The organism is Donghicola mangrovi (genome assembly GCF_013377535.1).
Lineage (GTDB): Bacteria > Pseudomonadota > Alphaproteobacteria > Rhodobacterales > Rhodobacteraceae > Donghicola > Donghicola mangrovi.
In genome coordinates, this window is record NZ_JABCJE010000010.1 from 92,782 (window position 1) to 114,777 (window position 21,996).

At 62.8% G+C, this 21,996-nt stretch carries 20 protein-coding genes; 5 read left to right on the plus strand and 15 right to left on the minus strand.

The window, feature by feature from the left end; genetic code table 11:
• Positions 1–24: 24 nt before the first annotated feature.
• Positions 25–678 carry a nucleoside triphosphate hydrolase gene (locus HJ536_RS16685; protein ID WP_177158590.1) on the plus strand — a complete coding sequence of 218 codons (654 nt, stop codon included), beginning with the start codon at positions 25–27 and terminating at the stop codon, positions 676–678.
• Here the strand turns inward: HJ536_RS16685 and dhaL are convergent.
• The 8 genes from dhaL to HJ536_RS16725 form a co-directional block, all read right to left on the minus strand.
• Positions 675–2,429 carry a dihydroxyacetone kinase subunit DhaL gene (dhaL, locus tag HJ536_RS16690; protein ID WP_177158591.1) on the minus strand — a complete coding sequence of 585 codons (1,755 nt, stop codon included), beginning with the start codon at positions 2,427–2,429 and terminating at the stop codon, positions 675–677. The two genes, HJ536_RS16685 and dhaL, sit on opposite strands and share 4 nt — an antisense overlap.
• 14 nt (positions 2,430–2,443) lie before the next feature.
• The gene (locus HJ536_RS16695) at positions 2,444–3,259 is read right to left on the minus strand and encodes a sugar phosphate isomerase/epimerase family protein (RefSeq protein ID WP_177158592.1); all 816 of its coding nucleotides are present in this window, start codon (positions 3,257–3,259) and stop codon (positions 2,444–2,446) included.
• Between the two features lie 225 nt (positions 3,260–3,484).
• The gene (locus tag HJ536_RS16700) at positions 3,485–5,038 is read right to left on the minus strand and encodes a Hint domain-containing protein (RefSeq protein ID WP_177158593.1); all 1,554 of its coding nucleotides are present in this window, start codon (positions 5,036–5,038) and stop codon (positions 3,485–3,487) included.
• Between the two features lie 528 nt (positions 5,039–5,566).
• Complete coding sequence (locus tag HJ536_RS16705; protein WP_176854581.1) at positions 5,567–6,544, minus strand: LysR family transcriptional regulator; 978 nt, start codon at positions 6,542–6,544, stop codon at positions 5,567–5,569.
• Positions 6,545–6,598: 54 nt separating this feature from the next.
• Positions 6,599–7,291, minus strand: coding sequence for a glycosyltransferase family 2 protein (locus HJ536_RS16710; RefSeq protein ID WP_177158594.1), 693 nt, complete (start codon positions 7,289–7,291; stop codon positions 6,599–6,601).
• Positions 7,288–7,860, minus strand: a complete 573-nt coding sequence (locus HJ536_RS16715) for a DedA family protein (RefSeq protein ID WP_177158595.1) — start codon at positions 7,858–7,860, stop codon at positions 7,288–7,290. Before HJ536_RS16715 ends, HJ536_RS16710 begins: the two co-directional genes overlap by 4 nt.
• Positions 7,857–8,981 carry a ceramide glucosyltransferase gene (locus HJ536_RS16720; protein WP_177158596.1) on the minus strand — a complete coding sequence of 375 codons (1,125 nt, stop codon included), beginning with the start codon at positions 8,979–8,981 and terminating at the stop codon, positions 7,857–7,859. The genes HJ536_RS16715 and HJ536_RS16720 overlap by 4 nt, the downstream gene beginning before the upstream one ends.
• Positions 8,978–9,805, minus strand: coding sequence for a UDP-2,3-diacylglucosamine diphosphatase (locus HJ536_RS16725; protein ID WP_177158597.1), 828 nt, complete (start codon positions 9,803–9,805; stop codon positions 8,978–8,980). The genes HJ536_RS16720 and HJ536_RS16725 overlap by 4 nt, the downstream gene beginning before the upstream one ends.
• Positions 9,806–10,198: 393 nt before the next feature.
• Between HJ536_RS16725 and HJ536_RS16730 the strand changes: the two genes are divergently transcribed.
• Complete coding sequence (locus HJ536_RS16730; RefSeq protein WP_177158598.1) at positions 10,199–11,872, plus strand: methyl-accepting chemotaxis protein; 1,674 nt, start codon at positions 10,199–10,201, stop codon at positions 11,870–11,872.
• A gap of 37 nt (positions 11,873–11,909) precedes the next feature.
• On the opposite strand, the gene HJ536_RS16735 is transcribed toward HJ536_RS16730, so the two are convergent.
• Genes HJ536_RS16735 through HJ536_RS16755 form a run of 5 tightly spaced genes read right to left on the minus strand, consistent with a single transcriptional unit; the run spans position 11,910 to position 16,456 of the window.
• A complete protein-coding gene (locus HJ536_RS16735) occupies positions 11,910–12,734 on the minus strand; it encodes an energy transducer TonB family protein (RefSeq protein WP_177158599.1) in 825 nt (274 codons plus the stop codon).
• 3 nt (positions 12,735–12,737) lie between these two features.
• Positions 12,738–13,526, minus strand: coding sequence for a heme ABC transporter ATP-binding protein (locus HJ536_RS16740; RefSeq protein WP_177158600.1), 789 nt, complete (start codon positions 13,524–13,526; stop codon positions 12,738–12,740).
• Position 13,527: 1 nt separating this feature from the next.
• Positions 13,528–14,577 carry a FecCD family ABC transporter permease gene (locus tag HJ536_RS16745; RefSeq protein ID WP_177158601.1) on the minus strand — a complete coding sequence of 350 codons (1,050 nt, stop codon included), beginning with the start codon at positions 14,575–14,577 and terminating at the stop codon, positions 13,528–13,530.
• Positions 14,577–15,413, minus strand: coding sequence for a heme/hemin ABC transporter substrate-binding protein (locus tag HJ536_RS16750; protein WP_177158602.1), 837 nt, complete (start codon positions 15,411–15,413; stop codon positions 14,577–14,579). The genes HJ536_RS16745 and HJ536_RS16750 overlap by 1 nt, the downstream gene beginning before the upstream one ends.
• Positions 15,413–16,456 carry a hemin-degrading factor gene (locus HJ536_RS16755; protein ID WP_177158603.1) on the minus strand — a complete coding sequence of 348 codons (1,044 nt, stop codon included), beginning with the start codon at positions 16,454–16,456 and terminating at the stop codon, positions 15,413–15,415. The genes HJ536_RS16750 and HJ536_RS16755 overlap by 1 nt, the downstream gene beginning before the upstream one ends.
• A gap of 222 nt (positions 16,457–16,678) precedes the next feature.
• Between HJ536_RS16755 and HJ536_RS16760 the strand changes: the two genes are divergently transcribed.
• The 3 genes from HJ536_RS16760 to HJ536_RS16770 all read left to right on the plus strand — a co-directional run bounded on the left by HJ536_RS16760 (position 16,679) and on the right by HJ536_RS16770 (position 20,499).
• Positions 16,679–18,652, plus strand: coding sequence for a TonB-dependent receptor plug domain-containing protein (locus HJ536_RS16760; RefSeq protein ID WP_177158604.1), 1,974 nt, complete (start codon positions 16,679–16,681; stop codon positions 18,650–18,652).
• Positions 18,653–18,861: 209 nt separating this feature from the next.
• Positions 18,862–20,013 carry an iron-containing alcohol dehydrogenase gene (locus HJ536_RS16765; protein ID WP_177158605.1) on the plus strand — a complete coding sequence of 384 codons (1,152 nt, stop codon included), beginning with the start codon at positions 18,862–18,864 and terminating at the stop codon, positions 20,011–20,013.
• Positions 20,014–20,130: 117 nt separating this feature from the next.
• A complete protein-coding gene (locus tag HJ536_RS16770; protein ID WP_176854558.1) occupies positions 20,131–20,499 on the plus strand; it encodes a hypothetical protein in 369 nt (122 codons plus the stop codon).
• A gap of 24 nt (positions 20,500–20,523) precedes the next feature.
• Here the strand turns inward: HJ536_RS16770 and pssA are convergent, their stop codons facing one another.
• Together pssA and HJ536_RS16780 are read right to left on the minus strand one after the other, a co-directional pair.
• Entirely contained in the window at positions 20,524–21,279 is a 756-nt protein-coding gene (gene pssA / locus HJ536_RS16775; protein ID WP_176854556.1) for a CDP-diacylglycerol--serine O-phosphatidyltransferase, read from the minus strand.
• Positions 21,276–21,959 carry a phosphatidylserine decarboxylase gene (locus tag HJ536_RS16780; RefSeq protein WP_176854554.1) on the minus strand — a complete coding sequence of 228 codons (684 nt, stop codon included), beginning with the start codon at positions 21,957–21,959 and terminating at the stop codon, positions 21,276–21,278. Before HJ536_RS16780 ends, pssA begins: the two co-directional genes overlap by 4 nt.
• Positions 21,960–21,996: the final 37 nt, after the last annotated feature.

The window sequence follows — 21,996 nt, forward strand, 5'->3', positions numbered from 1 at the left end:
TACGGTCAGAGGAGAGGCCCAAAGATGGTTGCGCAAAGTGTCGGGTTTGATGAACTGGTTCAGGCGGCTGGGGCGCTGATGTCCGGCGCGGGGCGCAAATTCATCGGGATCGCCGGGGCCCCCGGTTCCGGCAAAAGCACCACGGTCGAACGTCTGCTCGAGGCGCTAGAGGCGGACCACCCCGGACAGGTGGCGATCCTGCCCATGGACGGGTTCCACTATGACGATGCGGTGCTGCACCAGATGGGCCGCCGCCCGTGGAAGGGCGCGCCGGATACCTTTGATGTGGGTGGCCTTGTGTCGGTGCTGAGGCGGCTGAAGGACGGCTCGGAAACCCGCGTGGCGGTCCCTGTATTCGACCGTGTTCTAGAGATTTCGCGCGGCAGTGCGCGGATCATCCCCGACGATGTGAAGCTGATCCTGGTCGAGGGGAACTATGTCCTGCTGGACCGTGCCCCTTGGGATGCGCTGGACGGGATGTTCGATCTGACGGTGATGATTGATGTGCCCGAAGACGAGCTCCGCCGCCGCCTGCGCGCCCGGTGGGAGCATTTCGGACTCACCGAGGATCAGATCGCGCACAAGCTGGACGGGAATGACCTGCCCAACGGGCGCGATGTGATCCAAGGGAGCCGCCCCGCCGATATCATCTACCGGCAGGACGAGGGGAGCCTTTAACCCAGCGCCTTTTTGGCAGCTGCGGTGATTGCCTCTAGCATCACGTGGGCCGAGGCTGCGCCGGGGTCCACGTGGCCGATCGAACGCGCACCCAACTTGGCCGAGCGGCCACGGCGGCTTTCGATTTCAGCGGTGTAGTCGCGGCCCGACTTGGCGCCTTCGGTCGCGGCGGCCAGACAGCCGATCGCGTCCGCGTTGTCGGCCAGCGCCTCTTTGGCTTTGGCAACGGCGGGGACCCAAGCGTCGATCATGGTCTTGTCGCCGACCTGAGCGCCGCCACGGGCCAGAATGCCCGCGCACAGGCCATCAACCCAAGCAACCATCGCGCCAGCGTCCAGATTCCAGCGATCCGACACCGCTTCGCCCGCCTTGCGGAAGGCCGAGGCGTACAGCGGGCCCGACGACGCGCCAACCGCATCAAGGAACGCTTTGGCCATGATCTCGCAGGTCTGGCTGATGGTTTTCTCGGTGTCATCGGTCACCAGCTTGCCGCGCACGGCGGTCCAGCCGATGTCCATGGTCACGCCGTGGTCACCGTCACCGATCACGCCGTCCAGCTCGGACAGCCAGTCGCGCTTTTCGTGGATGGCGGCGCCGGCGGCCAGCATCATGTCCTTGAACATCGCGGGGGTGATGGGGCCATCGGTGTTCAGTTTGCTGGTGTCAACGGCGGTCACCTCTTTGGCGGTGTCCGCGTGGCGACGGGTGCGGGTGCCCTTGGGCTCGAGCGAGCCAGCCACAGTCAGGCCGGGGGTGCGGCAGGGGGTGTCCAGCAGCAGCTGCAGGTCATCGTCCAGCTTCAGCAAGGTGATCGACGCGCCCGCCATCTCCAGCGAACTGACGTATTCGCCGACCCAGCTGTGGTGGATGTCGATGCCCTTTTCGCCAAGAATCTCGGCCACGCGGCGGTGGATGATGTAGAGTTCCAGCTGGCCGGTTGCGCCAAGGCCGTTCACCAGAACAGCAACCTTGTCGCCTTCGGTCAGGCCCATGTCGTCCAGAATGGGCTGCATCAGCTCGTCGGTGACAGCGTCCGCGTTTTCCAGACGGCCGCGGCGGATGCCGGGTTCGCCGTGAACGCCCATGCCGATTTCCATTTCGTCATGGCCGAGGTGAAAGTTCAGTTTGCCGGTCTGGGGCATAGAGCACGCAGTCAGCGCCACGCCCATGCTGCGGGTGTTGGCGTTCGCGGCCTGCGCGGCGGCATAGCACGCCTCTAGGTCACGGCCATGTTCGGCGGCAGCGCCTGCGATCTTGAACACAAAGAAGTCGCCCGCGATGCCGCGACGCTCGTTCTGGCGCTCTTTGGGAGCGGAGGCCACGTCGTCGATCACCTGAACCGACTTGGTGGGGATGCCCATGCCTTCGCACTCTTCGGCGGCCATGTCGAAGTTCAGCACGTCGCCGGTGTAGTTCCCGTACAGGAACATTACGCCAGCGCCGCCATCGACGGCACGCGCCGCATCCATGATCTGCTCGGGCGAGGGCGAGGCAAAGACGTTGCCCACAGCCGCTGCGTCCGCCAGACCACGGCCCACGTAGCCCGCGAACGCAGGCTCGTGGCCCGAGCCGCCGCCGATCACGATGCCGACCTTGCCGTCACGGGGGCCATCCACGGCCACAACCGCGCGGCCGGTGGGGCCTTCGACGGACAGGATGTCGGGGTGCGCGGACACCATGCCCGCAATCATTTCCGAGATAATATTCTCGGGCGCGTTAATCAGTTTCTTGGTGCGGATATCTGCTGTCATTGGTCGTCCTCCTCTTAGCGGCCTTTGACGAATTCTTTTGCGGCGGCGACGGTCTGCTCGATCCAGGGCTGTTCCTGCGCGCGGGCCTCTTCCAGACCGGCACCGAGGGGTAGCCAATGCTCTAGCAGCACGCTCATGTCGGCGGGGCAGTGGGTCAGCTGATCCAGAATCCACGGGATCGGCGCGCGGCCCTGACCCAGCGGGGTGCCGTGAATGCGGAAACCGACGCCATAGGGATCGGGCGTGATCTCATAATCCTTGAGGTGCAGGTTGATCGTGTAGGGCGCGAGCATCTTGATGGTCTCTTCTGGCCATTCGTTCGCGCAGATCGAGTTCGCAACGTCCAGACACACACCCAGCGTGTCATCATTGATGGTGTCCAGCAGTTCGACCATCCGCGGTGAGGGGTAGTTGAAGTGGTTCTCGATCGCGATGCGCATGCCGGCGGCGCGGGCTTTGTCCAGAAGGGGACGCAGCTGTTCGGCCAGATCGGGCACAGCCATGTGGCTGTCTTCTTCGTCCAGCGCGACGCGCATGATTTTGGCGTGCAGACGCTGGCCGATGGCCAGATATTCTTCGACCTGAGCCGCGTCAAAGCACTGGGTGCCAAGCTCCAGCGCGATGCCTTTGGATTGCGCGACTTCGTACAGCTTGTGGTGATCGGCCTCGGAATAGCGGTCAAGCGGCATGTTGTCGGCGTATTGCACGACTTCCAGCCCCAAGGCCTCGGCGCGGTCCAGCAGATCGAACGCGTTCAGCGGCGCGGCAGGCTGTTGATCCTTGATGCCAATAGACCAGCGATAGGCGTAGCTGCCCAAACCCAATTTCATGATATGTCCTCCTCGACGCACGGAAATTGCCGCGCCTGTGTTGGAGGCGAGTGTTAGCGAAAGCCGTCCAAGTGGGGAACGGGGCTTAATTTAAGAAATCCTACAAGGTCTGTTAAGCTGGGATACATCCACGCGGAATTGCCGCAAAAATTGGCGACGCCCCGCTGCGGAGGTGGCAGGGCGTCCATCCGTCAGACGCGCGTTGGGGGTGCGTCCGGCGGTAACTCAGACCAGAAGCAAGGGCGCCTCGTGCGCTTTGACCGACTGGCGGGCCAGCGCCATATTGCGCATGGCGTCGCCGTCTATTTTGGCCAGTTCGGGGAACAGCTCCAGAATTTCGTCCCGCGCGGCCTGTTCCAGCGTGTCCATCGCCTGAACCCCGGGGTGGAAGCTTTCGCTGGCGCACCCTTCGGCAAAGACGATCTCGTGCTGGTCGAACAGCATATGGTGATAGCCGATCAGCCCGCCCCGCTGCTGGGTGATGCCAAAGAAACCGACCAGAAACTTTGCGGGCACCAGAACCTCGTGGTCGCCAAGCAGCAGCTCTGCCTCGGACGAGCGCAGCCACATCCGGTGGTTCGGGGACACGACCAGATCGCGCTCATTCCCCAGTGCCCCCGCAGGGATGTGGATCGGAGCGTTCTTGCCCGTGGCACGCACGGTGCGGTTCCCCAGCCAGCGCACTTGTTTATAGCCGTTATCCATGGTCAGGACCTTGTCACCGGGCAGCAGGTATTCGATCGGGATTGCCCCGCGCATGGTGGTGATCAGAGTGCCCGCGCCGAAACAGATCACGCCGGTGGTCTCGGCGGTCAGCTCGCTGCTGGCCACCGCCGCGCCGCTGAGTTCCAGCTTGAGGTTGATCCCCGAAATATAGGCGCTGTAGTTCACGCCATTGATGATGCCGTCCAAGGTGCCATCGGCCTGGTCGGCCTTCAGCATTTCGAGCGCGTGTTTGAAATCGTTGTCGGCGTTGGCGTCGGACCCGTTGACCGCCGTCACGACCGTGTCGTTGTAAAAATTGGTTAAATCAATGAAGTCGTTGTTGGTGGCATCGCCATCGTCGGCAGTGCCGGTGTCGTTCCCGAAATCGGTGATCGTATCGGCGCCCTGTCCGGCCACGTAAACAAAGGTGTCGTCCCCGTCGCCACCCGTCAGGGCGTCAGCGCCGCTGCCACCGTCGATGGTGTCATCCCCTGCGCCACCGTCGATGACATCGTTGTTCGCGCCGCCATTGACCACGTCATCGCCGCCACCGGCTGAGATCGTGTCGTTGCCGCCGTTGCCGTTGATGGTGTCCGCGTCATTTGTGATTACGTCGCCGTCGGCATCCGTGTAGCCAACGCCCATCACCTCTCCGCCGGAGGTGCCATTGACGATGCCATCGGTTTCGTTGGGCAGGGTCAGGCTGGTGTTGGCACTGACGTTCAGCGAAAATGCCAGAAACGACAGCAGCGGTTGGCCTTCGGGCATGTAGAAATAGATTTCGCCGTCGATGACCATGATCGACACGTCGCGCGTGTCGAGGAACGTGCCAGAAATCGTCCCCCCACCCAGATAGTTGACGGCCGAAGCCTCGGTCGCGCCATCCAGCCAGATCGTGCTGTCCGTATCGCTGGATGTCAGAACGCCATCGGAGTCAGAAACCGTACCGCTCGTGACAGGGTCAAAGCTGCTGAGGACATATGAAATCCCGAGAACGTCATCGAGAGACGTAACATCAACGCCAAGAAGGGAACCATTGTACTTGTACAAACCACCAAGAAGATACTGTGCCATAAGCCAGCCCACACTTTCGATTTGTTATAACAACTGGACGGACAGCGCCTTTAGGAAGTTTCGTCGTTGTTTGCACAATTGTCGGGTAATGGTTTTCGAAACGTTGCGAGGAATAACCGCTCTACGGGTTAATTTCTCGTAAATGGCGAGTGGTTTGGCTAGTTTTCGGCTTTGCGAAGCGATCTGAAATTTATATGAAAAAGCATATTTTTTACCCTGAATGCATTGCAAATTTGCAACCCATAGGAGATGCGTGCGTTTTCACGCCTGTGTAGAAAATGTTAGCGCCTTCGACGAAAATTTATGTCCATCGCGGTTTGTATTTGCGTGAATGCAAAAAAGTCGCTTGGTACAAGTGTAATTGCAATTTTCGTCTGTATGCGATGGTGTAGGGCACTTCTGAAAAAGAGATGTGCGACCGGTTAGGGCGCATATGTCCCACCGGCCATATCCGGGCAAAGGTATGGTGGGCGCGCGTTCCGCCCGCGCGCAGACGCGGTCGCACGGCGGGTTTTGGGGCGCGGTTGCTTAGCTGTCGCGGGACAGCAGCGTGGTTTCTTCTTCGGTGATGGTGCAGCCAAGATTGCGCAGGATTTCTGCGGTCTTGATGTCGTGCTCGAACCCCTCTCGGCGCATCCAGTCCGAGAACAGGCGCACGATCCGCCGGTTCGTGTGGCGGGCAGGGCAGACCAGCCAATAGGTCGGCACCTTGATCACCTCAAAGGCGCGGGACAGGGGCACCAGATCGCCGCGCTCTAGCTCGTTGATGGCAAGGGTCGCGCTTTCCAGAACCACACCGCCCCCGTCAGCGGCCACCTGAATGGCCATGGTCGAGCGGTCGAACCGCAAGGGATAGACCATCCGGCCGCCCATCGCCCCGTGGCGGGCTAGCCAGAAATCCCAACGGAAGTGCGTTTTGACCGAGTCAATCAGGCGCGCCTTCATCAGCTGCCCGATGGGATCGCCCGCCAGTTCTTTGAGCTCGGCCAGATAGGCGGGCGAGCACATGGGCAGAACATAGTCATGAACCACGGCCTCTTGGTGCAGGCCCGACCAGTCGCCTGCGCCATAGCGCAGGTCAAGGTCCACGATCTCGGTCTCGAAATCCGAAAAGTCCGGCGCCCCGTCCACGCGCAAATCCCAGCCGGGGTTGGCGTCCAGAAACCCCTTCAGACGCGGTGCCAACCAACGCACGCCGAAGCTGGGGCTGACGCGCATGATGAAATGGCGGTTCTCGCGCTGGCGGACGATGGCGCTGCGCACGTCGCGCATCATGCGGAACGCTTGGGTGGTGGTCTGGAACAGGCGCTCTCCGTCCAGGGTCAGGGACAGACGGCGTTTCTCGCGGCGGAACAGGCGGACACCGAACTGCTGCTCCAGTTGGCGGATCTGCTGGCTGACGGCAGAGGCGGAGACGCCCAACTCCTCGGCAGCCTTAGAGACGCCGCCCAAACGGGCGACGGCCTCGAAATAGTTCATGGCGTTCAGGTTTAGATCGTGACCCATTTTGCCCTCCGCGATTGGCGGCTTATGGCATGGATCGGGGCGCGATGGCAGACCCTATTGCGGGACGCGCATTCCCCGCAGGGCGACGATCTGCTTTAGCGCGGTCATCGGGGTGACGGTGCGGAACATGTCTGCCAGCATCCGTACATCTGCCAGAACACCCGCAATCATCCCGTATTTCTGGGCCTTTAGGGGGCTGTCAACCTCGGGCCATTGGACGACGGACACAGTCAGCCCTTCGGCGATCCACAGACGGTTCAGAAACACCTCAAGGCCAAAGCTGCGCAGGGCGCTGATCCGGTCTGTGTGCTCAGCCAGCAGGGCGCGGGGCATGATCCGCTCGCCCGAGATATAGTCCAGCCCGATCCAGTGCCACACCCGCGGCGCATTGCGGCGCAAGGACAGGGCCACGTCCGAGTCCCCCTCCAGCACCGGCGCGATCAGGGCGCTGAGGTCTGTATGTTTGACGCCAACCAGATCGCTGTCCAGAAACAGCAGGTGACGGCCGGTCGCGGCCTCGATCCCCGTAGCGATGGCGCGGGATTTGCCGCCGTTCTGGGGCTGGCGGATCAGTTGAAAAACGGGGTGGCCGTTTGCTGTGGCCTCGGCGATCTCGGGGGTGCCATCGTGCGAGCCGTCATCGACGACAATCACCTGCGTGATGTCGGGATGGGACAGGGCTACGCGCAACACATGGGCAATGCGGCCAGCCTCGTTATAGGCGGGGATGATGCAGGAAACACTCATTTACAAAACTTCGGGCGCAGCATCCAGAAGCCCGCCCCAAGAATAATCAAAACGAGGAGGGCAATGGATGCGTTGGAAATCCACAGGTTAATCAGACGATAAGCGTGCCCGATCAGATAGCCGAGTGCAACAAATGCCAAAGTCTTGGGTATCGTTGCCAGAGTGTTAAAGAACAGGAACGACCCGAACGGCATCCGCGCCAGACCGGCGGCGACCAGCACGGCGGCACCTGCGGCATGGGTCAGCTTGCCAAAGGCCAGAATGCGGCCCCCTTGGTGATCGAACCTGCGGGACATCAGGCGAATGCGCCCTTCGCGCAGGCCGATGCGGCGCAGCCACGCGGGCGGCAAACGGTGCAGGCCCCAGCGGCCCACCGCATACAGGATCGCATCCCCGACCAGATCTGCCGCCACCAAGACTGCGATCAACCGAGGCAGATCGAACAGTCCCTGCTGCGCCAGCCAGGACGAGATCACCGTGACAATCGGGCCTTCCAGAACCGCAATCGGCGCAACCACCCACAGGCCGTGGGCGGCTATCAGGTCTTGGATCGTCGATAGGTCAATCATACGGCGCTCTGGCTAGAGGGCTTGCCCACCGCGTTGCCGCGCCAGACCAGCCCTTTTCGGGTCCATGTCACGCACCAGATGGCTGGGATCAGCGCATCGCGCAAGATACAGGCGAAGATATCTTTGGTCCCACACGGCCAGCCTGCGCGCCGCGCCAGCGCCCATTCGGCCCCGTACCACAGAACCAGCAGCGCGGGCAACACCAGCCAATGCAGCACGCCAAAGCCGATCAGAACCGCCGTTAGCACGATCGGCAGCACCGGCCCCTGAACCATTTCCAGCAGGAACAGATGCAAAAAGCCCTGTTTGCGGATCTGGGACCAGCGCACCTGACGGGCCCACACATGTTTGAACGTCTTTTTGCCGATCGGCTGAAAGAACAGCTGCTGCGTCAGGCGCACGCTTTTGTTCTGGCCTCGGATCAACTTGGTCATGGCCACGTCCTCGGCCAGATCACGGCCAAGGGCGGCCAAGCCGCCCCCCGCCTCGATCACCGAGCGTTTGCCGAACAGCGTCTTGCCCTGAGCGTACCCCAACCCGACCGCATCCGCCGCCAACTGCCAGCGCCCTTGGTGGGTGTTCAGAAAGGCGCATTCCAGTGCCCCCCACAGGCAAACCGCGCGGTTACCCGCAGCGGGTGCGGTCACCAGACCGATGCTGTCATCGGTCCAGCGGGCGACCAGTTGGCGCAGGTAATCGGGGGGCAGCATCAGGTTGCTGTCGGTCATGACGATGTGGTCATGCAGGGCCGCGTCATAGCCCTTGTGCATGTTGTTGACCTTGGGGTTGCCGGTGATCGTGCTCTCGCCGATCATCAGGCGGGCCTGAATCTGCGGGTAGTCCTGCATCAGTTTCTGGACCAGTGCGCAGGCGGGATCGTCCGCGCGGGCGGCGCAAAAGATGATCTCGTAGTCGGGATAATCCTGTAAGAATGAACTGCGCAGGGTTTCCTCGTCAAAGGCATCGACCCCGCAGACGGGGCGCAGCAGCGTTAACGGGGTCAGCTCCGCGCCCTCGGCGGGAACAGGCGGGCGGCCGGAATACCGCTGCGCCGCCAGAAAAACAGTGGCCAGATGCAGCAGAACCGCCGCAACCAGCGCAATCATTAGTACCGTCGTCATCCAATAACCTCGGCCAGCGCCTCGGCCTCTTCGGGGGCGTGGGTCGCGGCCCATACCGCATGGGCCACCGGAGAAAAGTCCAGAAGCTCAAGCGTGCCGTCAAATCGTTCGACCAAGCCGGTCATGCCGTCAACCCAGTCGCCGCAATTCGCGAACAGCTTGCCGTCCCATTCGCGCATCGCTGGCTTGTGAGAATGGCCGCAGATCACACCATCCGCCCCGACCGCAGTGGCCAGCGACAGGGCGCGGTGGTCGAACACATAGCCGGTGCTCATCAGCTCGTTCGATTTGGAGATGATCCACTCGAACGGAGTCTGCTGCCCGCGCTCCAGCGCGAATTTCTTGCGATAGATATTGTCCAGCCACCGCAGCGAGCTGTCCAGACGGCTGCCAAGACGGGTCATGAAGTGCTGGCGGAACAGGCGGCTGTCGCACTGGTCCCCGTGGATCACCAGAAAACGGCGGCCATCGGCGGTCTCGTGGATCAGTTCGTTGGTGATTTTCCACCCGCCATGAGGCGCCTCGGCTCCGCTGCGCATGGGGGCATCGTGGTTGCCGGGCAGGTAGGTGATGTGGGCACCCGCCCGCGCCATACGGCGCAGCTCGGACAGGATTTCGTCTGCCTCTGCACTCCAATGGACGCGTCCACCGTGCCAGATGTCCAGAATGTCACCTACCAAATATATGTTCTGCGCCTTAAGATTGCGCAGGACCGACAGGATTGTCGCCGGATTTGCAGCACGCGCCCCCAGATGCCAATCAGACAGGAAAATGCTGCGGCAGCTAATTCGGGTGTCGGGCTGTATTTCTTTGAACGGTAACATCGGTCTCGGCGAGCTCAAAATCAGCTTGGGGCATTGCAGAGTTTGACCCCTTATCCCTCTGAGATGTATCGGGATTGTGACGGTAACCAGATGTAAGGGCTGTCACATTCCTGTCATTGTCTTGCGATTGTGCAACTGCAGAAAAATCATTCGCGATCTGAGAGTTTCCGGCCGCACCCAGCCGCGGGCTGAAATCCAGCCTAAAACATGCATGGGTTGAGCGAATTGCCTGCAATTTCATGGCCTTTCGGGAGTTGGCACATGGTTTGCAGCCCCTTGGTCGCACCCGAAGGCAGCAGCGGGCGGTTCTTCTCTAAAAGTTTGGGGGACCTGCCGTTGCCAAAGGGTAACTCGGACGCCGACGTGCCGGCGGACTACACAAGGAAACTGACAATGACCTCCAAGACCGACTTTACCGTTACCAAGGACGTGTCTGCGGCGCTGGATCTGCTGTCCTATCCCGTGATGATTTCGGACTCGGACCTGATCATTCGTTTCGTGAACAAAGCCGCCTACGCGATGTTCGGTGTGATTGAGGGGGACCTTCGTGCGGACCTTCCGGCGTTCAACACAGAAGACATCATCGGCCGGTCGATCGACCTGTTCCACCGCGTCCCCGCCAACCAGCGCAAGATGCTGGCGGGCCTCAGAAACACCCATGAGGGCAAGTTCAAGGTGGGCGGCAAGTCGCTGGCCTTCAAGGCCACCCCCCAGTTCGACGAGGCGGGCAAAACCGTGGCCTTCTACGTGGAATGGGCGGACCGTACGGATATCGACTTTGCCCAAAGCCAGACCACGACCCTGCTGAACGGCGTGAAAATCCTGACCGAAGCCCAAGAGGCCGGTGCCCACAGCAAGCGCATCAACGTAGATGCGCTCAAGGGCGAGTATGCCGATCTGGCCAGCCGCGTGAACTCGATGATCGACGGGCACGCAGGCATCAAGAACACCATCATCGACGTGATCGAGGCCTTTGCCCGCGGTGACTTTGATCATCCCTTCCCTGATCTGCCGGGCGAAGGGGCCAAGATCAGCGGCGCGATCGAAGGCGTGCGTGGCACCATCCGCGCCGTCATGTCGGAAATCGAGCTTCTGTCGAACGCTCTGGTTGACGGTGATCTGACCAAACAGCCCGATCCCGCGAAATACGAGGGCGCTTACCGCCTGATCGTCGAGAATTTCGGCCGCTCTTTCGAGGCGCTGAACACCACAATGTCGGCGGTCAAGGAAGAGGTCGCGCAGGTTTCCGAGGCGATCACTCAGGTCACCCGCTCGGCGGGCAGTCTGAACGACAACGCCCAAGGGCAGGCCACCGCGCTGGCGCAAATCTCGGCCACGGTCGAGCAAGCCGACAGCATGGTGCGCTCGAACGCCGAAGCCTCCAAGAAAACAGCGTCCTCTGTGGGCGAGACCCTGACGATCATCACCTCGGGCGAGGGGCAGGTCGCGGGCATGGTTCAGGCGATGGAAGACATCCGCAAATCATCGGACGACATTGGCCGCATCATCAAGGTGATCGACGACATCGCCTTCCAGACCAACCTTCTGGCGCTGAACGCTGCGGTCGAGGCCGCCCGCGCCGGCACCCATGGTCGCGGGTTCGCCGTTGTGGCCCAAGAGGTGCGCAACCTTGCCGGACGCTCGGCCAAGGCCGCCAAGGAAACCGCCGAACTGATCGAAAGTTCGACCAAGAAGGTGAATTCCGGCGTGGAACTGGCGAACGACACCAAATCCGCCTTCACCGAGATTTTCACCAACATCCGAGAGATCGAGGCAGAAGCCCTGCGCGTAGAACAAGGCAGCCTGGAACAGGCGCGCGGCACCCAGCAGATTGCATCGGCCCTTGGCGAACTGTCGGTTTCGGGCGGCCGGATCACCAATCAGGCCGACGAGTTGAACGCCGCCGCGATCCAGATGCAGTCGGCTACCCGCGCGATGCTGGACAAGGTGCAGCACTTCAGCCTGCGAGAGGTTCAATCGGGGCGCGGCGGGCCGCAATTGCCGGACCTGTCCAACATCCCGCCAGAGATGATGGCGCAAATCCAGAAGATGATCGCAGCCAGCTAAGGATGCGATCGGGGCGGCAGGGAAACCTGACCGCCCTTTATCGTGACTGGATCGGCAGTTTGAAGGATTGCGCGTGCGCCTTCAGCCCCTTTGGTGCGGCGGGGAAGGGGCCCGCGCGCTCTACCGCCAGCAGGGCCAGCCGGTCGATCTGCGCATCCCCCGAGGACTGCGCCAAAGTCACCCCGTGTAGCGCCCCGTCAGAGCCGACCACGACCCGCAGCGTCGCCGTCCCTTTGCCCGCGCCGCGCGGAACATTGCGGGCGATCCGCGCGCGGATTGACGCCCCCCATTCGGCAATCAGGCTGCGTTCGCGGGCAGGGGACAAGGTGGCAACCTGCGCCGACCCTTGCGTGCCTGCTGCCGTCCCGTCGCCCGCACCCGAAGCTTTGGCCCCGTTCGATGCGGAGGATGCAGCGCTGGCCTTTGGCGCGACCTTCGCGGGTTTTGTGCGGACCGGCGGAGTGGGGCGCACGGGGGGGCTGAGTGAGGTCATTTTCGGCGCTGGGTCCGGAGTGCTGTGGTCAACCGTTGGCAATTCGGGGGCAGTCGGGGGGACCTCTGCTTGGGGTAGGGCCAAGCCGATCACGGGCATGTCTGGCACACTCGGGATCGGCATTTCGGGCGCGGTCATCACAGGCGTCGGCGCCTGCATCACGGGCGGAGCGGCTGGCGCGGGCGGAGGAGCATCCCACGCGGCGACCATTGCAGCCACAGACTCTGAACTGGCGGTCAGGGACATCAGGTCCGCCCCGCCAGCCCCCGCAGATTGTACGCCCCCCTCCGGCGCGCCGATCAGCGCAACGCCTCCGTGCAGGACCGTGGCCAGCATCAGAAATCCACCGAATTCGATCGCGCTGCGCATGGGTTAGTCCTCGGTCAGGGCGGCTTGGGGCAGCACGAACAAGGGCTGTTCAGGCGGGGTCACCCCAACCCGCAGACCACAGCCGTAGGCGGCGCTCAGATGGTGATCTACCAGCACCTCGCGCACGAGGCCTTGGACCGCGATCCGGCCATTCCGCATCAGAACCATATGATCCGCGAACATCGCCGACAGGTTCAGATCATGCATTACGGCGACGACCCCGCCCCCTTGGTCCGCGAAATCCCGCGCGATCTGCATGACCATGAGCTGGTGGCCGATGTCCAGACTGCTGACAGGTTCATCGAGGATCAGCCAGCGGGGGGAGCCGTCCGGCCCCACGGGCCGCCAGACCTGAAGCAGCACCCGCGCCAGCTGGACGCGCTGTTGCTCGCCCCCCGACAGATCGCTGTAGAACCGCTCGCCATAGCTTTGCAGCCCGACGCGGTTCAGAGCCTCGACCGTCCGGTCAGGCCCACCCGCGCCGATGCCGCCCATCTGCCCCAGCCGCACCACCTCGGCCACGGTAAAGGGGAAGGTCAGCACGGTGCTTTGGGGCAGAACGGCGCGGATTGCCGCCAGCTTCCACGCGGGCGTGGCGCGGATGTCATGACCGTTCAAGGTGATCTGGCCCGCACAGGGCAATTCGGCGGTCAGGGCGCGCAAGAGGGTGGTTTTGCCCGACCCGTTCGGCCCGACGATCACCGAAACTTGGGCGGGAGCAAAGCTGGTGGTGACGCCGCGCAGGATCTCTTTGTGCCCCAGTCGCACGTGGATGTCATTTGCGATCAACATATTACAGCCCTCCGAAGGTGCGGCCACGCAGCAAGAGCCACAGGAAAAACGGCCCGCCAAGGGTGGCCGTCACGATCCCGATGGGCAGCTCGGCAGGGGCCACGATGACGCGGCTGATCAGGTCCGCCAGTAGCAGCAGGCTGGCCCCCATGAGGGCGGCGTTGGGCAGGAGTTCCTCGTGGTCGGGGCCAGAGATCAGGCGCAAGAGGTGCGGCACCACGATCCCGACAAAACCGATCCCGCCACTGACGGCCACGGCGGCCCCCGTTGCGGCGGCGGTGGACAGGATTGCCAGACGTTTGAGCCGCTGGACGGGCAGGCCGATGTGGTGGGCGGCGGCCTCTCCCAGCGCCAGCCCGTTCAATCCGCGCGCCAAGGGGCGGGCGCAGGCCAAACCCGCCAGCATGAGCGGCCCCGCGGCCAGCAGTTTGGTCCATGTGGCTCCGGCCAAGGACCCCAGCCCCCAGAAGGTCAGATCGCGCAACTGGGTGTCATCGGCGGCATAGATCAGCACGCCCGACAGCGCCCCTGCCAGCGCGGCAATGGCAATGCCCGCCAGCAATAGGGTCGCGATGGCAGTCACGCCGCGCCGTGTGGCGATCAGGTACAGCACCATGATCGTGGCCCACGCGCCCGCCGCCGCCGCCACAGGCACCAGCCAAGGGCCCAAGGCGGCGAAGGGCATCGCGCCCCCCAGCACAATTGCCACCACCGCGCCCGTTCCGGCGCCCGCGCTGACCCCGACAATGCCCGGATCGGCCAAGGGGTTGCGGAAAAGCCCCTGCATCACCGCTCCCGACACGGCCAAGGACGCCCCCACCACCATCGCCATCAACATGCGGGGCAGGCGGATGTCCCACAGGACGACCTTGGACGACAGGGGCAGCTCTGCGGGGGTTAACAGGGCGACCAAGGCGTCCCACAGGGTCACGCCGGTGGCGCCAGTGGTCAGGCTCAGGATGCAAGAGGCTATTAGCGCCACCCACAGCCAGCCGCGAACGCGCAGGGCGATGGCGCGGCGGGGGGCTATGCTGTCGGCGTAGGCCACCATCAGCCTGCCTCCGGTTGCAGGGCGGACAGTCGGGCGGACAGGTCGCGTATTGCCGCGGGGGTGCGCGGCCCGAACCCCAAGAGGTACATGCCGTCCATGCGGATCACAGCCTCGTTCTGCGCGGCGGGGGTCGCGCCCAAGGCGGGATGGGCTTGTAGGTCGGCATTGGTAACGGCGTGGTCACCTGCCTGCGCCATCATCAAGATCACATCGGGGGCGGCGGTCAGGATCGCCTCGTCCGTCAGCTGTTTGTAACCGTCAAAGCTGGTGATGGCGTTCTGCGCACCTGCTAGAGTGATCATCCCGTTCGCGGCGGTGTCCTGTCCGGCGGCCATAACTCGGCCCGCCTGAAGGGACATCACGAACATCACCTTGAGCGGCTGATCGGGGGCGGCGGCCTGCGCATCGGCCAGTTGCTGGGTTAGCTCTGCGGCCAATGCATCGCCTTGTTCCTGCAGCCCCAAGGCGTCGGCAACGGCGTGGACTTTGGCGGGCACGGTATCGGCGTCATAGCCGCCAGGGATGGTGATCCAGGGCACGCCCGCGCCCTCCATCAAGGTGACAGTTTCAGCGGGGCCCGCGCCAGCCTCGGCCAGAATGAGGGTCGGATCGACAGACAGGATGCCCTCGGGCGACAGGCGGCGCACATAGCCCACATCGAGCAGTGCCTCCGCCTGTGCCGGATAGGTCGAGGTCTGGTCGCGCCCGACCAGAGCCTCGCCTGCGCCGAGAGCATAGACGATTTCCGTGACCGCCCCGCCAAGGGACAGCACACGGGGCGTTTCCTGTGCCGCCACTCCGGTCGGCAGCAGGGCGATCAGGGCCAGCCAGCGCATCAGACTGCCACCGCCGCGTTGGGCAGAGCCCGGACGATGTCGTTCCAACCGGCATAGTGATCCTCTTCGCGGGTGCGGACGCCAAAGATTTGCAGGATCAAACCGCCCATCGCGTCGAACGCCTCGACCGAGACGGCCATTCCGCGGCGGGTGGGCTTTTCAACGGCATAGACCTCGGCGATGGGGTCGGTGCGCAGGTGCAGGTTGAAACCGTTGTCCAGAATGTTGAACCACGGGCCCATGACCTTGATGTTCTGGGGCGCACCGGAATGGATCTGGATGCAGCCCTGATTGCCGACAAAGGTCATCACCGGCACTTCGCGCAGGGCGGCCTGCTCTAACGCTTCCATCACCGCGCCGGTGTCCAGTTGCCGGACATAGGGCGCACCGGCCACGCGGTAAGCCCCCAGACGGTTCATTTTCAGACGGTCCACGAGGCCAAGGAACTGGTGCGTATCCGTCATCGCGGCCCACTGTTCGCGCAGGCGATCGGCTTTGTCGTAGTTCTCTTTGGGGGCCTCGGGCATGGGGCGGGGTTCGTAATCGGCGGGGCGGAGGTCCACGCGCAGGGTGTTCACCACGTCCTGCCAGACCGAGGCATCAGAGGCTCCGGTCAGGTGGACTTTGTGCATCGCATCGCCCGAATGATCAAAGAACTGCAAGGAATGGCGCGGGCCTTCGTCGGTGTGACGCTCGACCGCGTAGGCCCGTACGAAATGGCGGGGGAAGTAGCGCATGTCGATGGGGCGGCTCAGGATCATGCCCGCCCGTTCGCCCGCGCGGTATTCGCCATAGACGCCATGCACTTCGCTGACCACGTGGTCGTTGCGGGTCAGCGCCATGACCTTGCCAAAACGGGGCACTTGGGCCAGCGCCGTGGTCAGATCGGCGGTGATCGGGGTCACGCCTTGACCGATATGGGCGTCCAGCACGGCGGCTTCGGACAGGCCATGCTGGGTGGCAAAGTCGCGGATGCGCAGCTTGGGGTTTTCAGCCCGCAAGGAGCGGATATCGGCGGCGGTCAGGTGGATGTCTTTGGGCATTTGGGCACCGTGCAGGATGGGTTGCGTGGGGTGCCTGGCGACGCGGCGGTGCATGAGGGGACACGGCGGCGCTGCGGGGTGATTTCGTAATCTTGACAAAATTAGTCAACGAATCTATCCGATGCAAGTCCGATCTGCACACAGGCCGATCACAATCCAAAATCCCTCAAATGCCAGCCGCTGCGCCAGCACTCCAACCTTCCTGAAAAAGGGGACTGCTTCATGCGGACTTCACTCACCCTGCGTTTGGCCCTGATGGCCAGCGCGGCAACCCTGCTGGCCACCGCTGCTACTGCGCAAGAAATCACCTTGGACCCTGTTCTGCTGGCGAAATCCAAGCGCGAGGTTCAGACCGACACCGCCACCTCTGAAACCATCGTCACCGAAGAAGAGGTCGAGGATCGTCAGGCGGGCACCATCGCGGAACTGGTGGACTCGGTTCCCGGTGTGACGCTGGTGAACGGCTCCAGCCCCCAAGGGTCTGGGATCAACATTCGCGGGTTCGGGGCGAACGGCACCTATGGCAATGACCAGAAGGTGCTGATCCAAGTGGACGGCGCCAATGTGGGTTCCGAGGAACTCTATCGTATCGGCACGCAGCTCTATACCGATCCGGCGCTGTACAAAGAGGTGAAGGTGATCCGCGGGATGGCGGGGACCTTTGCATACGGCTCCGGGGCGATCGGTGGCATGGTGCAACTGGAAACCAAGGATGCGTCCGATTTCACCGGTGGCGAAACCGGCTTCAAACTGCGCCAGACCCTGCAATTCGGCTCGAACGGTGGGCAGTTTTCCAGCTCCAGCATTCTGGCGTGGCAGCCGACCGAGGATCTGGAGCTGCTCGGGAACTACACCTACCGCAGCCAAGAGGCGCAGAAGGACGGCAATGGCGACAACGTCAGCGATGACGGCTATGAGCTGCCCTCTTGGGCGGTCAAGGCGCGCTACCGCTTCGGGCAGGACCGGGCCCATGCGCTGACCCTGTCGATGGCGGAAACCACCTCCGAAGAAAAGGACGTGCCCTATAACAGCTTCGCCGCGTCCACGGACAGCTTCGGCAATGTGGATCGCAGTGTGTTCTCGGAAACGCGGACCCTGCGCTATACTTATGACGCGCCCGGCAATGACCTGATCCATGTGTCGGTCGAACATTCGCGGGCCGAGCAGCAGATCGACTCCAGCTATGTCTCCGGTAGTTCCGTTTATGAGGCCAGCCCGTTTATCTGGCCGTCGCTGCAGCCCTTGGTGAATGCGGACCAACACTATGTGACCGCGAAAACGACGGTAAAGAACCAGTCGCTGTTCAGCACCGGCGCACTGCGCCACGATCTGCGCTTTGGCTACGAGCATAACCAGAAGGACCGTCTGGATGCGTCCTCTGCCCCCGGGGGCAAGGACCTGCGCGATGCGGTCTTTGTGGTGGATGACATCCAGTGGGGCGGCCTGACCCTGACCCCCGCGATCCGCTATGAAAAGCAGGCGATCCGCAGCGATTATGGCGACTACGCAAACGAGGCGCTGATGGGCGGGCTGTCCGCGCGCTATGCGTTCCAGAACGGCATGTCGGTGTTCGGCAGCGCCGCCTATTCCGAGAACCTGCCGATCCTCGATGACCTGACCAACGCCGATTACATGGAGCGCAGCGAGAAGGCGCACACCTTTGAATTGGGGGCGGCCTATGACAGGACGGGTCTGTTTGCGGCGGGCGACAGTGCGGCGGTGAAGCTGACCCATTACCGCACCGAGCTGTGGGATGTGACCAGCTATTCCGGCGTCACCAACATCGCGCTTCAGGGCTATGAGTTGGAAGGGTCCTACAGCACCGAAACCGGGTTCTATACGGACGTGAACAGCACTTGGAGCTTTGGCCGCGACACCACCAACGGGGCGGACAACGACTGGCAGTACACCCCCGCCAACCAGCTGAGCGTCACCCTTGGCAAACGCTGGAACGAGGAACTGGACCTCAGCTGGGAAGTCGTCGCGAATGCCGAGCGCGAGTATGCCGACACCATCACCGAGGCCAGCGTCGTCCACAACCTGCGCGCCACCTACCGTCCGCAGGCCGGTGTTCTGGACGGATTCGAGGTGCGCCTCGGCCTCGAGAATGCGGGGGATCTGGACTACACACCCTATCTGGCGACCCGCTCTGCCCCCGGCCGGAACCTGAAGCTGACCCTGACCAAAACCTTCTGATCGGGCGGATTTTTACAACACGAAAGCCAGCATTACGCATGCTGGCTTTTTTGCGCGAAATGCAGTCGTGCATGGCGGGAATTGACCGGATTTTCCTTTATCTATCGTTGACGCAAGGGCTGGCAGCCCTCACTCTCGGACGCAAACCGCTGGGGCAATCACGAAGAGGAGCGTGGCCCCCGCCGACAAATCGGGACCGGAGGAAATCCATGAATATCCGCGCAACGCTTGGGGCAGAGCAGGACTCTGTCGCGGGCGTCATTTCGTATTTGACCCGCATCGAGTTCGGAGAGGGCGCGATTGCCAAGCTGCCATCGCTGCTGAACGAACTGGGGATCACGCGGCCCTTGATCTGCACCGATCGCGGTCTGGTCGCTGCCGGTGTCATCAGCCGCGCCACCACTGAAATCAAAGAATTCGCCGTCTATGATGGCACCCCCGCCAACCCCACCGAAGAGGCCGTTCTGGACGCCTATCAGGTCTACAAGGATCAGGGGTGTGACGGCATTGTCGGGATCGGGGGCGGATCGTCTTTGGACTTGGCCAAGGGCGTGCGCATCCTGACCGGCCATCCCGCGCCTTTGGGGCAATACGCGGCGGTGAACGGCGGCGTGACCCGCATTCACGGCAAAATTCGCCCGCTGATCGCGGTTCCGACCACGGCGGGGACGGGCTCCGAAGTGGGGCGCGGCGCGGTGATCATCACCGCCGATGGCCGCAAGCTGGGGATTTTGTCGCCCTATAACCTGCCCTCGATTGCCCTGTGCGATCCCGAGCTGACCTATGGCCTGCCGCCGATGCTGACGGCCGCTACGGGGATGGACGCGATCTCGCACTGTCTGGAAACCTACATGGCGCCCGCGTTCAACCCGCCGGCCGAGGCGATTGCCCTGCACGGTCTGGACTGCGGCCTGCGCGCTATCGAGGCAGCGACCACCAACGGCATGGACCGCGCTGCGCGCCGTGACATGATGGTGTGCGCTTTGGAAGGTGCGATGGCGTTCCAAAAGGGCCTTGGGGCGGTGCACGCGCTGACCCACCCCTTGGGTGCGATCCGCGAATTGAACCTGCACCACGGCACCCTGAATGCGGTCCTGATGCCCGAGGTTCTGCGCTTTAACCGTCCCGCCATCGGCGCGAAATGGGAGGTTCTGACCCAGCGCATGGGCGGCGATCCTGCTGAGCAATGCGCGGCACTGAACCGCCGCCTTGGGATGCCCTCGGGGCTGTCCGCGATGGGCGTGACCCCCGCCATGATGGAGCGAATCTCGCACGAGGCGCTCAAGGATCATTGCCACGCCACCAACCCGCGCAACGCCACCCAGCGCGATTATCTGGAAATTCTGCAGCGGTCTGCATGATGCCTGTGGGAGCGTGCGACAGCGCCCCCGATTGACCTTTGCCCCCAGAGTGCCGAAGGTAAAGCCATCGGGGCCGCCCCATTGCGGGCGGGTCCACTCATCACAATGGATCGGGCTATGGACGCTGCCAAAGTTGTGGTTGGGGTGCTTGGTACAGTGTTTTCGGGCCTGATGGCCTATAATTTCCGCTACGAGATCGGCGATCTGCTGACGCTGGAGCCTTTGCCGATTGTGGCCGAGATCCAGCTGGATAACCGCTGCGAATACAATGACTCGGTCTTTGTGGTGCGCGATATGAAGACCGACAAATTCGCGCCCTTTTACGGGGGGAACGCCGTTTTGCAGACGGTCGAACGGAACCGCGTGCGGCTGGAGTTCAACCCAAAATACAAGGATGTGGAGTTCTTTGGCACCGAAATGCCGGTGCATCAGAAGATGGTTCTGATTGCCGACTGCCGCAACAGTCGTAAGTTCGTGCTATACTAAGGGGGCGCTAAACGCCCCCTGTTGTTAGCTAAAGAACCGGCCCCGCGCGTCCCACACGCATTTTGCCAGCAGCACCACGTAGATCGAGTCCACCGCCACCAGCAGCATGAACGGGCGGGTAAAGATCACGCCGATCCCGACCACAACCGCGAACATGAACAGCACGATCAGGGGGCGCGGCACCCGCAGCGCCTTGGGCGACAGGGTTTTCAGGGTCGAGATCATCAGAAGCGCGGTGAACGCCATCCACAAGGCGACCAGCGTCGGCACCGAATGGGTGTCCACCACATCCCCGAGCCACAGGAACAGCGGCAACATTGCCAGATAGGCACCACCGGGGGCGGGCACGCCGACGAAATAGTTGTGGGATTTCTCGTCCTCGTCGGCCTGACCCTTCATCACGTTGAAGCGGGCCAGTCGCAGGCAGGTCGCGGCGGCAAAGATCAGCACGAACACCCAGCCAAAGGTCCCCAGCTGGTCCAGAATGGACTTGTAGAGCAGCACGCCCGGCGCAACGCCAAAGCACAGGAAATCCGACAGGGAGTCCAACTCGGAGCCCATCTTGCTGGTCGCGTTCAAACGACGCGCCAGCAAGCCGTCCAGCCCGTCCATCACCGACGCCAGCAGGATCAGCGTCACCGCCCCTGCATAGTGGTGATCCATCGAAAACCGGATCGAGGTCAGACCCAGACACATCCCCGCCAGCGTCACCATATTGGGGACGAGCAGCAGGAACGGAACTTTTTCAGAGTGGATGGGACGGCGGGGGGGCGTGGTCATGCAGCCTCGGTGTTTGCGTTCAGATCAGCCAAAACGGTTTCACCGGCGATCATGGTCTGCCCGATCGACACCAGCGGTTCAACGCCTTCGGGCAGGTAGATATCAAGGCGCGAGCCAAAGCGGATCAGGCCGAAACGTTCGCCCGTGGCCAGGGTCTGGCCTTCTTTGGACCAGCACAGGATGCGGCGGGCCACCAGACCTGCGATCTGGACAACGCCATAGCGGCGGCCATCGGGCAGGGCAACGGTCAGGCCGTTGCGCTCGTTATCCTCGGACGCTTTGTCGAGCGAGGCGTTCAGGAACTTGCCCGGACGATAGGCGACCTTTTCCAGCGTGCCAGCGGCGGGCAGACGGTTCACGTGGCAGTTAAAGACCGACATGAACACCGAGATACGGGTCATCGGCTGATCCCCAAGGCCCAGTTCCGCAGGGGGAACGGCCGGTTCCAGCAGCGAAATGATGCCATCGGCGGGCGAAATCATCAGGCCGGGGCGCGTCGGGGTCACACGGACCGGATCGCGGAAGAAGTAGTAGACCCAGATTGTCAGGCCGACCCCGATCCAACCCAAGGGTTCGCAAATCAGAAAGAAACCGACAGTGATCGCGGCGGCAATCGCCACGAACTTGCGCCCCTCGGGGTGCATCGGTTTGACAAAGGTCGAGAGCATGGAAACGGACATCGGGGCCTCTGGTACTGCGTGTTTGGGGGCGTCCTAG

Excerpts from the sequence above, each read along its gene's own strand:
- HJ536_RS16685 (WP_177158590.1), top strand. The coding sequence starts at position 25 with ATGGTTGCGCAAAGTGTCGGGTTTGATGAACTGGTTCAGGCGGCTGGG.
- dhaL (WP_177158591.1), bottom strand. The coding sequence starts at position 2,429 with ATGACAGCAGATATCCGCACCAAGAAACTGATTAACGCGCCCGAGAAT.
- HJ536_RS16695 (WP_177158592.1), bottom strand. The coding sequence starts at position 3,259 with ATGAAATTGGGTTTGGGCAGCTACGCCTATCGCTGGTCTATTGGCATC.
- HJ536_RS16700 (WP_177158593.1), bottom strand. The coding sequence starts at position 5,038 with ATGGCACAGTATCTTCTTGGTGGTTTGTACAAGTACAATGGTTCCCTT.
- HJ536_RS16705 (WP_176854581.1), bottom strand. The coding sequence starts at position 6,544 with ATGGGTCACGATCTAAACCTGAACGCCATGAACTATTTCGAGGCCGTC.
- HJ536_RS16710 (WP_177158594.1), bottom strand. The coding sequence starts at position 7,291 with ATGAGTGTTTCCTGCATCATCCCCGCCTATAACGAGGCTGGCCGCATT.
- HJ536_RS16715 (WP_177158595.1), bottom strand. The coding sequence starts at position 7,860 with ATGATTGACCTATCGACGATCCAAGACCTGATAGCCGCCCACGGCCTG.
- HJ536_RS16720 (WP_177158596.1), bottom strand. The coding sequence starts at position 8,981 with ATGACGACGGTACTAATGATTGCGCTGGTTGCGGCGGTTCTGCTGCAT.
- HJ536_RS16725 (WP_177158597.1), bottom strand. The coding sequence starts at position 9,805 with ATGTTACCGTTCAAAGAAATACAGCCCGACACCCGAATTAGCTGCCGC.
- HJ536_RS16730 (WP_177158598.1), top strand. The coding sequence starts at position 10,199 with ATGACCTCCAAGACCGACTTTACCGTTACCAAGGACGTGTCTGCGGCG.
- HJ536_RS16735 (WP_177158599.1), bottom strand. The coding sequence starts at position 12,734 with ATGCGCAGCGCGATCGAATTCGGTGGATTTCTGATGCTGGCCACGGTC.
- HJ536_RS16740 (WP_177158600.1), bottom strand. The coding sequence starts at position 13,526 with ATGTTGATCGCAAATGACATCCACGTGCGACTGGGGCACAAAGAGATC.
- HJ536_RS16745 (WP_177158601.1), bottom strand. The coding sequence starts at position 14,577 with ATGGTGGCCTACGCCGACAGCATAGCCCCCCGCCGCGCCATCGCCCTG.
- HJ536_RS16750 (WP_177158602.1), bottom strand. The coding sequence starts at position 15,413 with ATGCGCTGGCTGGCCCTGATCGCCCTGCTGCCGACCGGAGTGGCGGCA.
- HJ536_RS16755 (WP_177158603.1), bottom strand. The coding sequence starts at position 16,456 with ATGCCCAAAGACATCCACCTGACCGCCGCCGATATCCGCTCCTTGCGG.
- HJ536_RS16760 (WP_177158604.1), top strand. The coding sequence starts at position 16,679 with ATGCGGACTTCACTCACCCTGCGTTTGGCCCTGATGGCCAGCGCGGCA.
- HJ536_RS16765 (WP_177158605.1), top strand. The coding sequence starts at position 18,862 with ATGAATATCCGCGCAACGCTTGGGGCAGAGCAGGACTCTGTCGCGGGC.
- HJ536_RS16770 (WP_176854558.1), top strand. The coding sequence starts at position 20,131 with ATGGACGCTGCCAAAGTTGTGGTTGGGGTGCTTGGTACAGTGTTTTCG.
- pssA (WP_176854556.1), bottom strand. The coding sequence starts at position 21,279 with ATGACCACGCCCCCCCGCCGTCCCATCCACTCTGAAAAAGTTCCGTTC.
- HJ536_RS16780 (WP_176854554.1), bottom strand. The coding sequence starts at position 21,959 with ATGTCCGTTTCCATGCTCTCGACCTTTGTCAAACCGATGCACCCCGAG.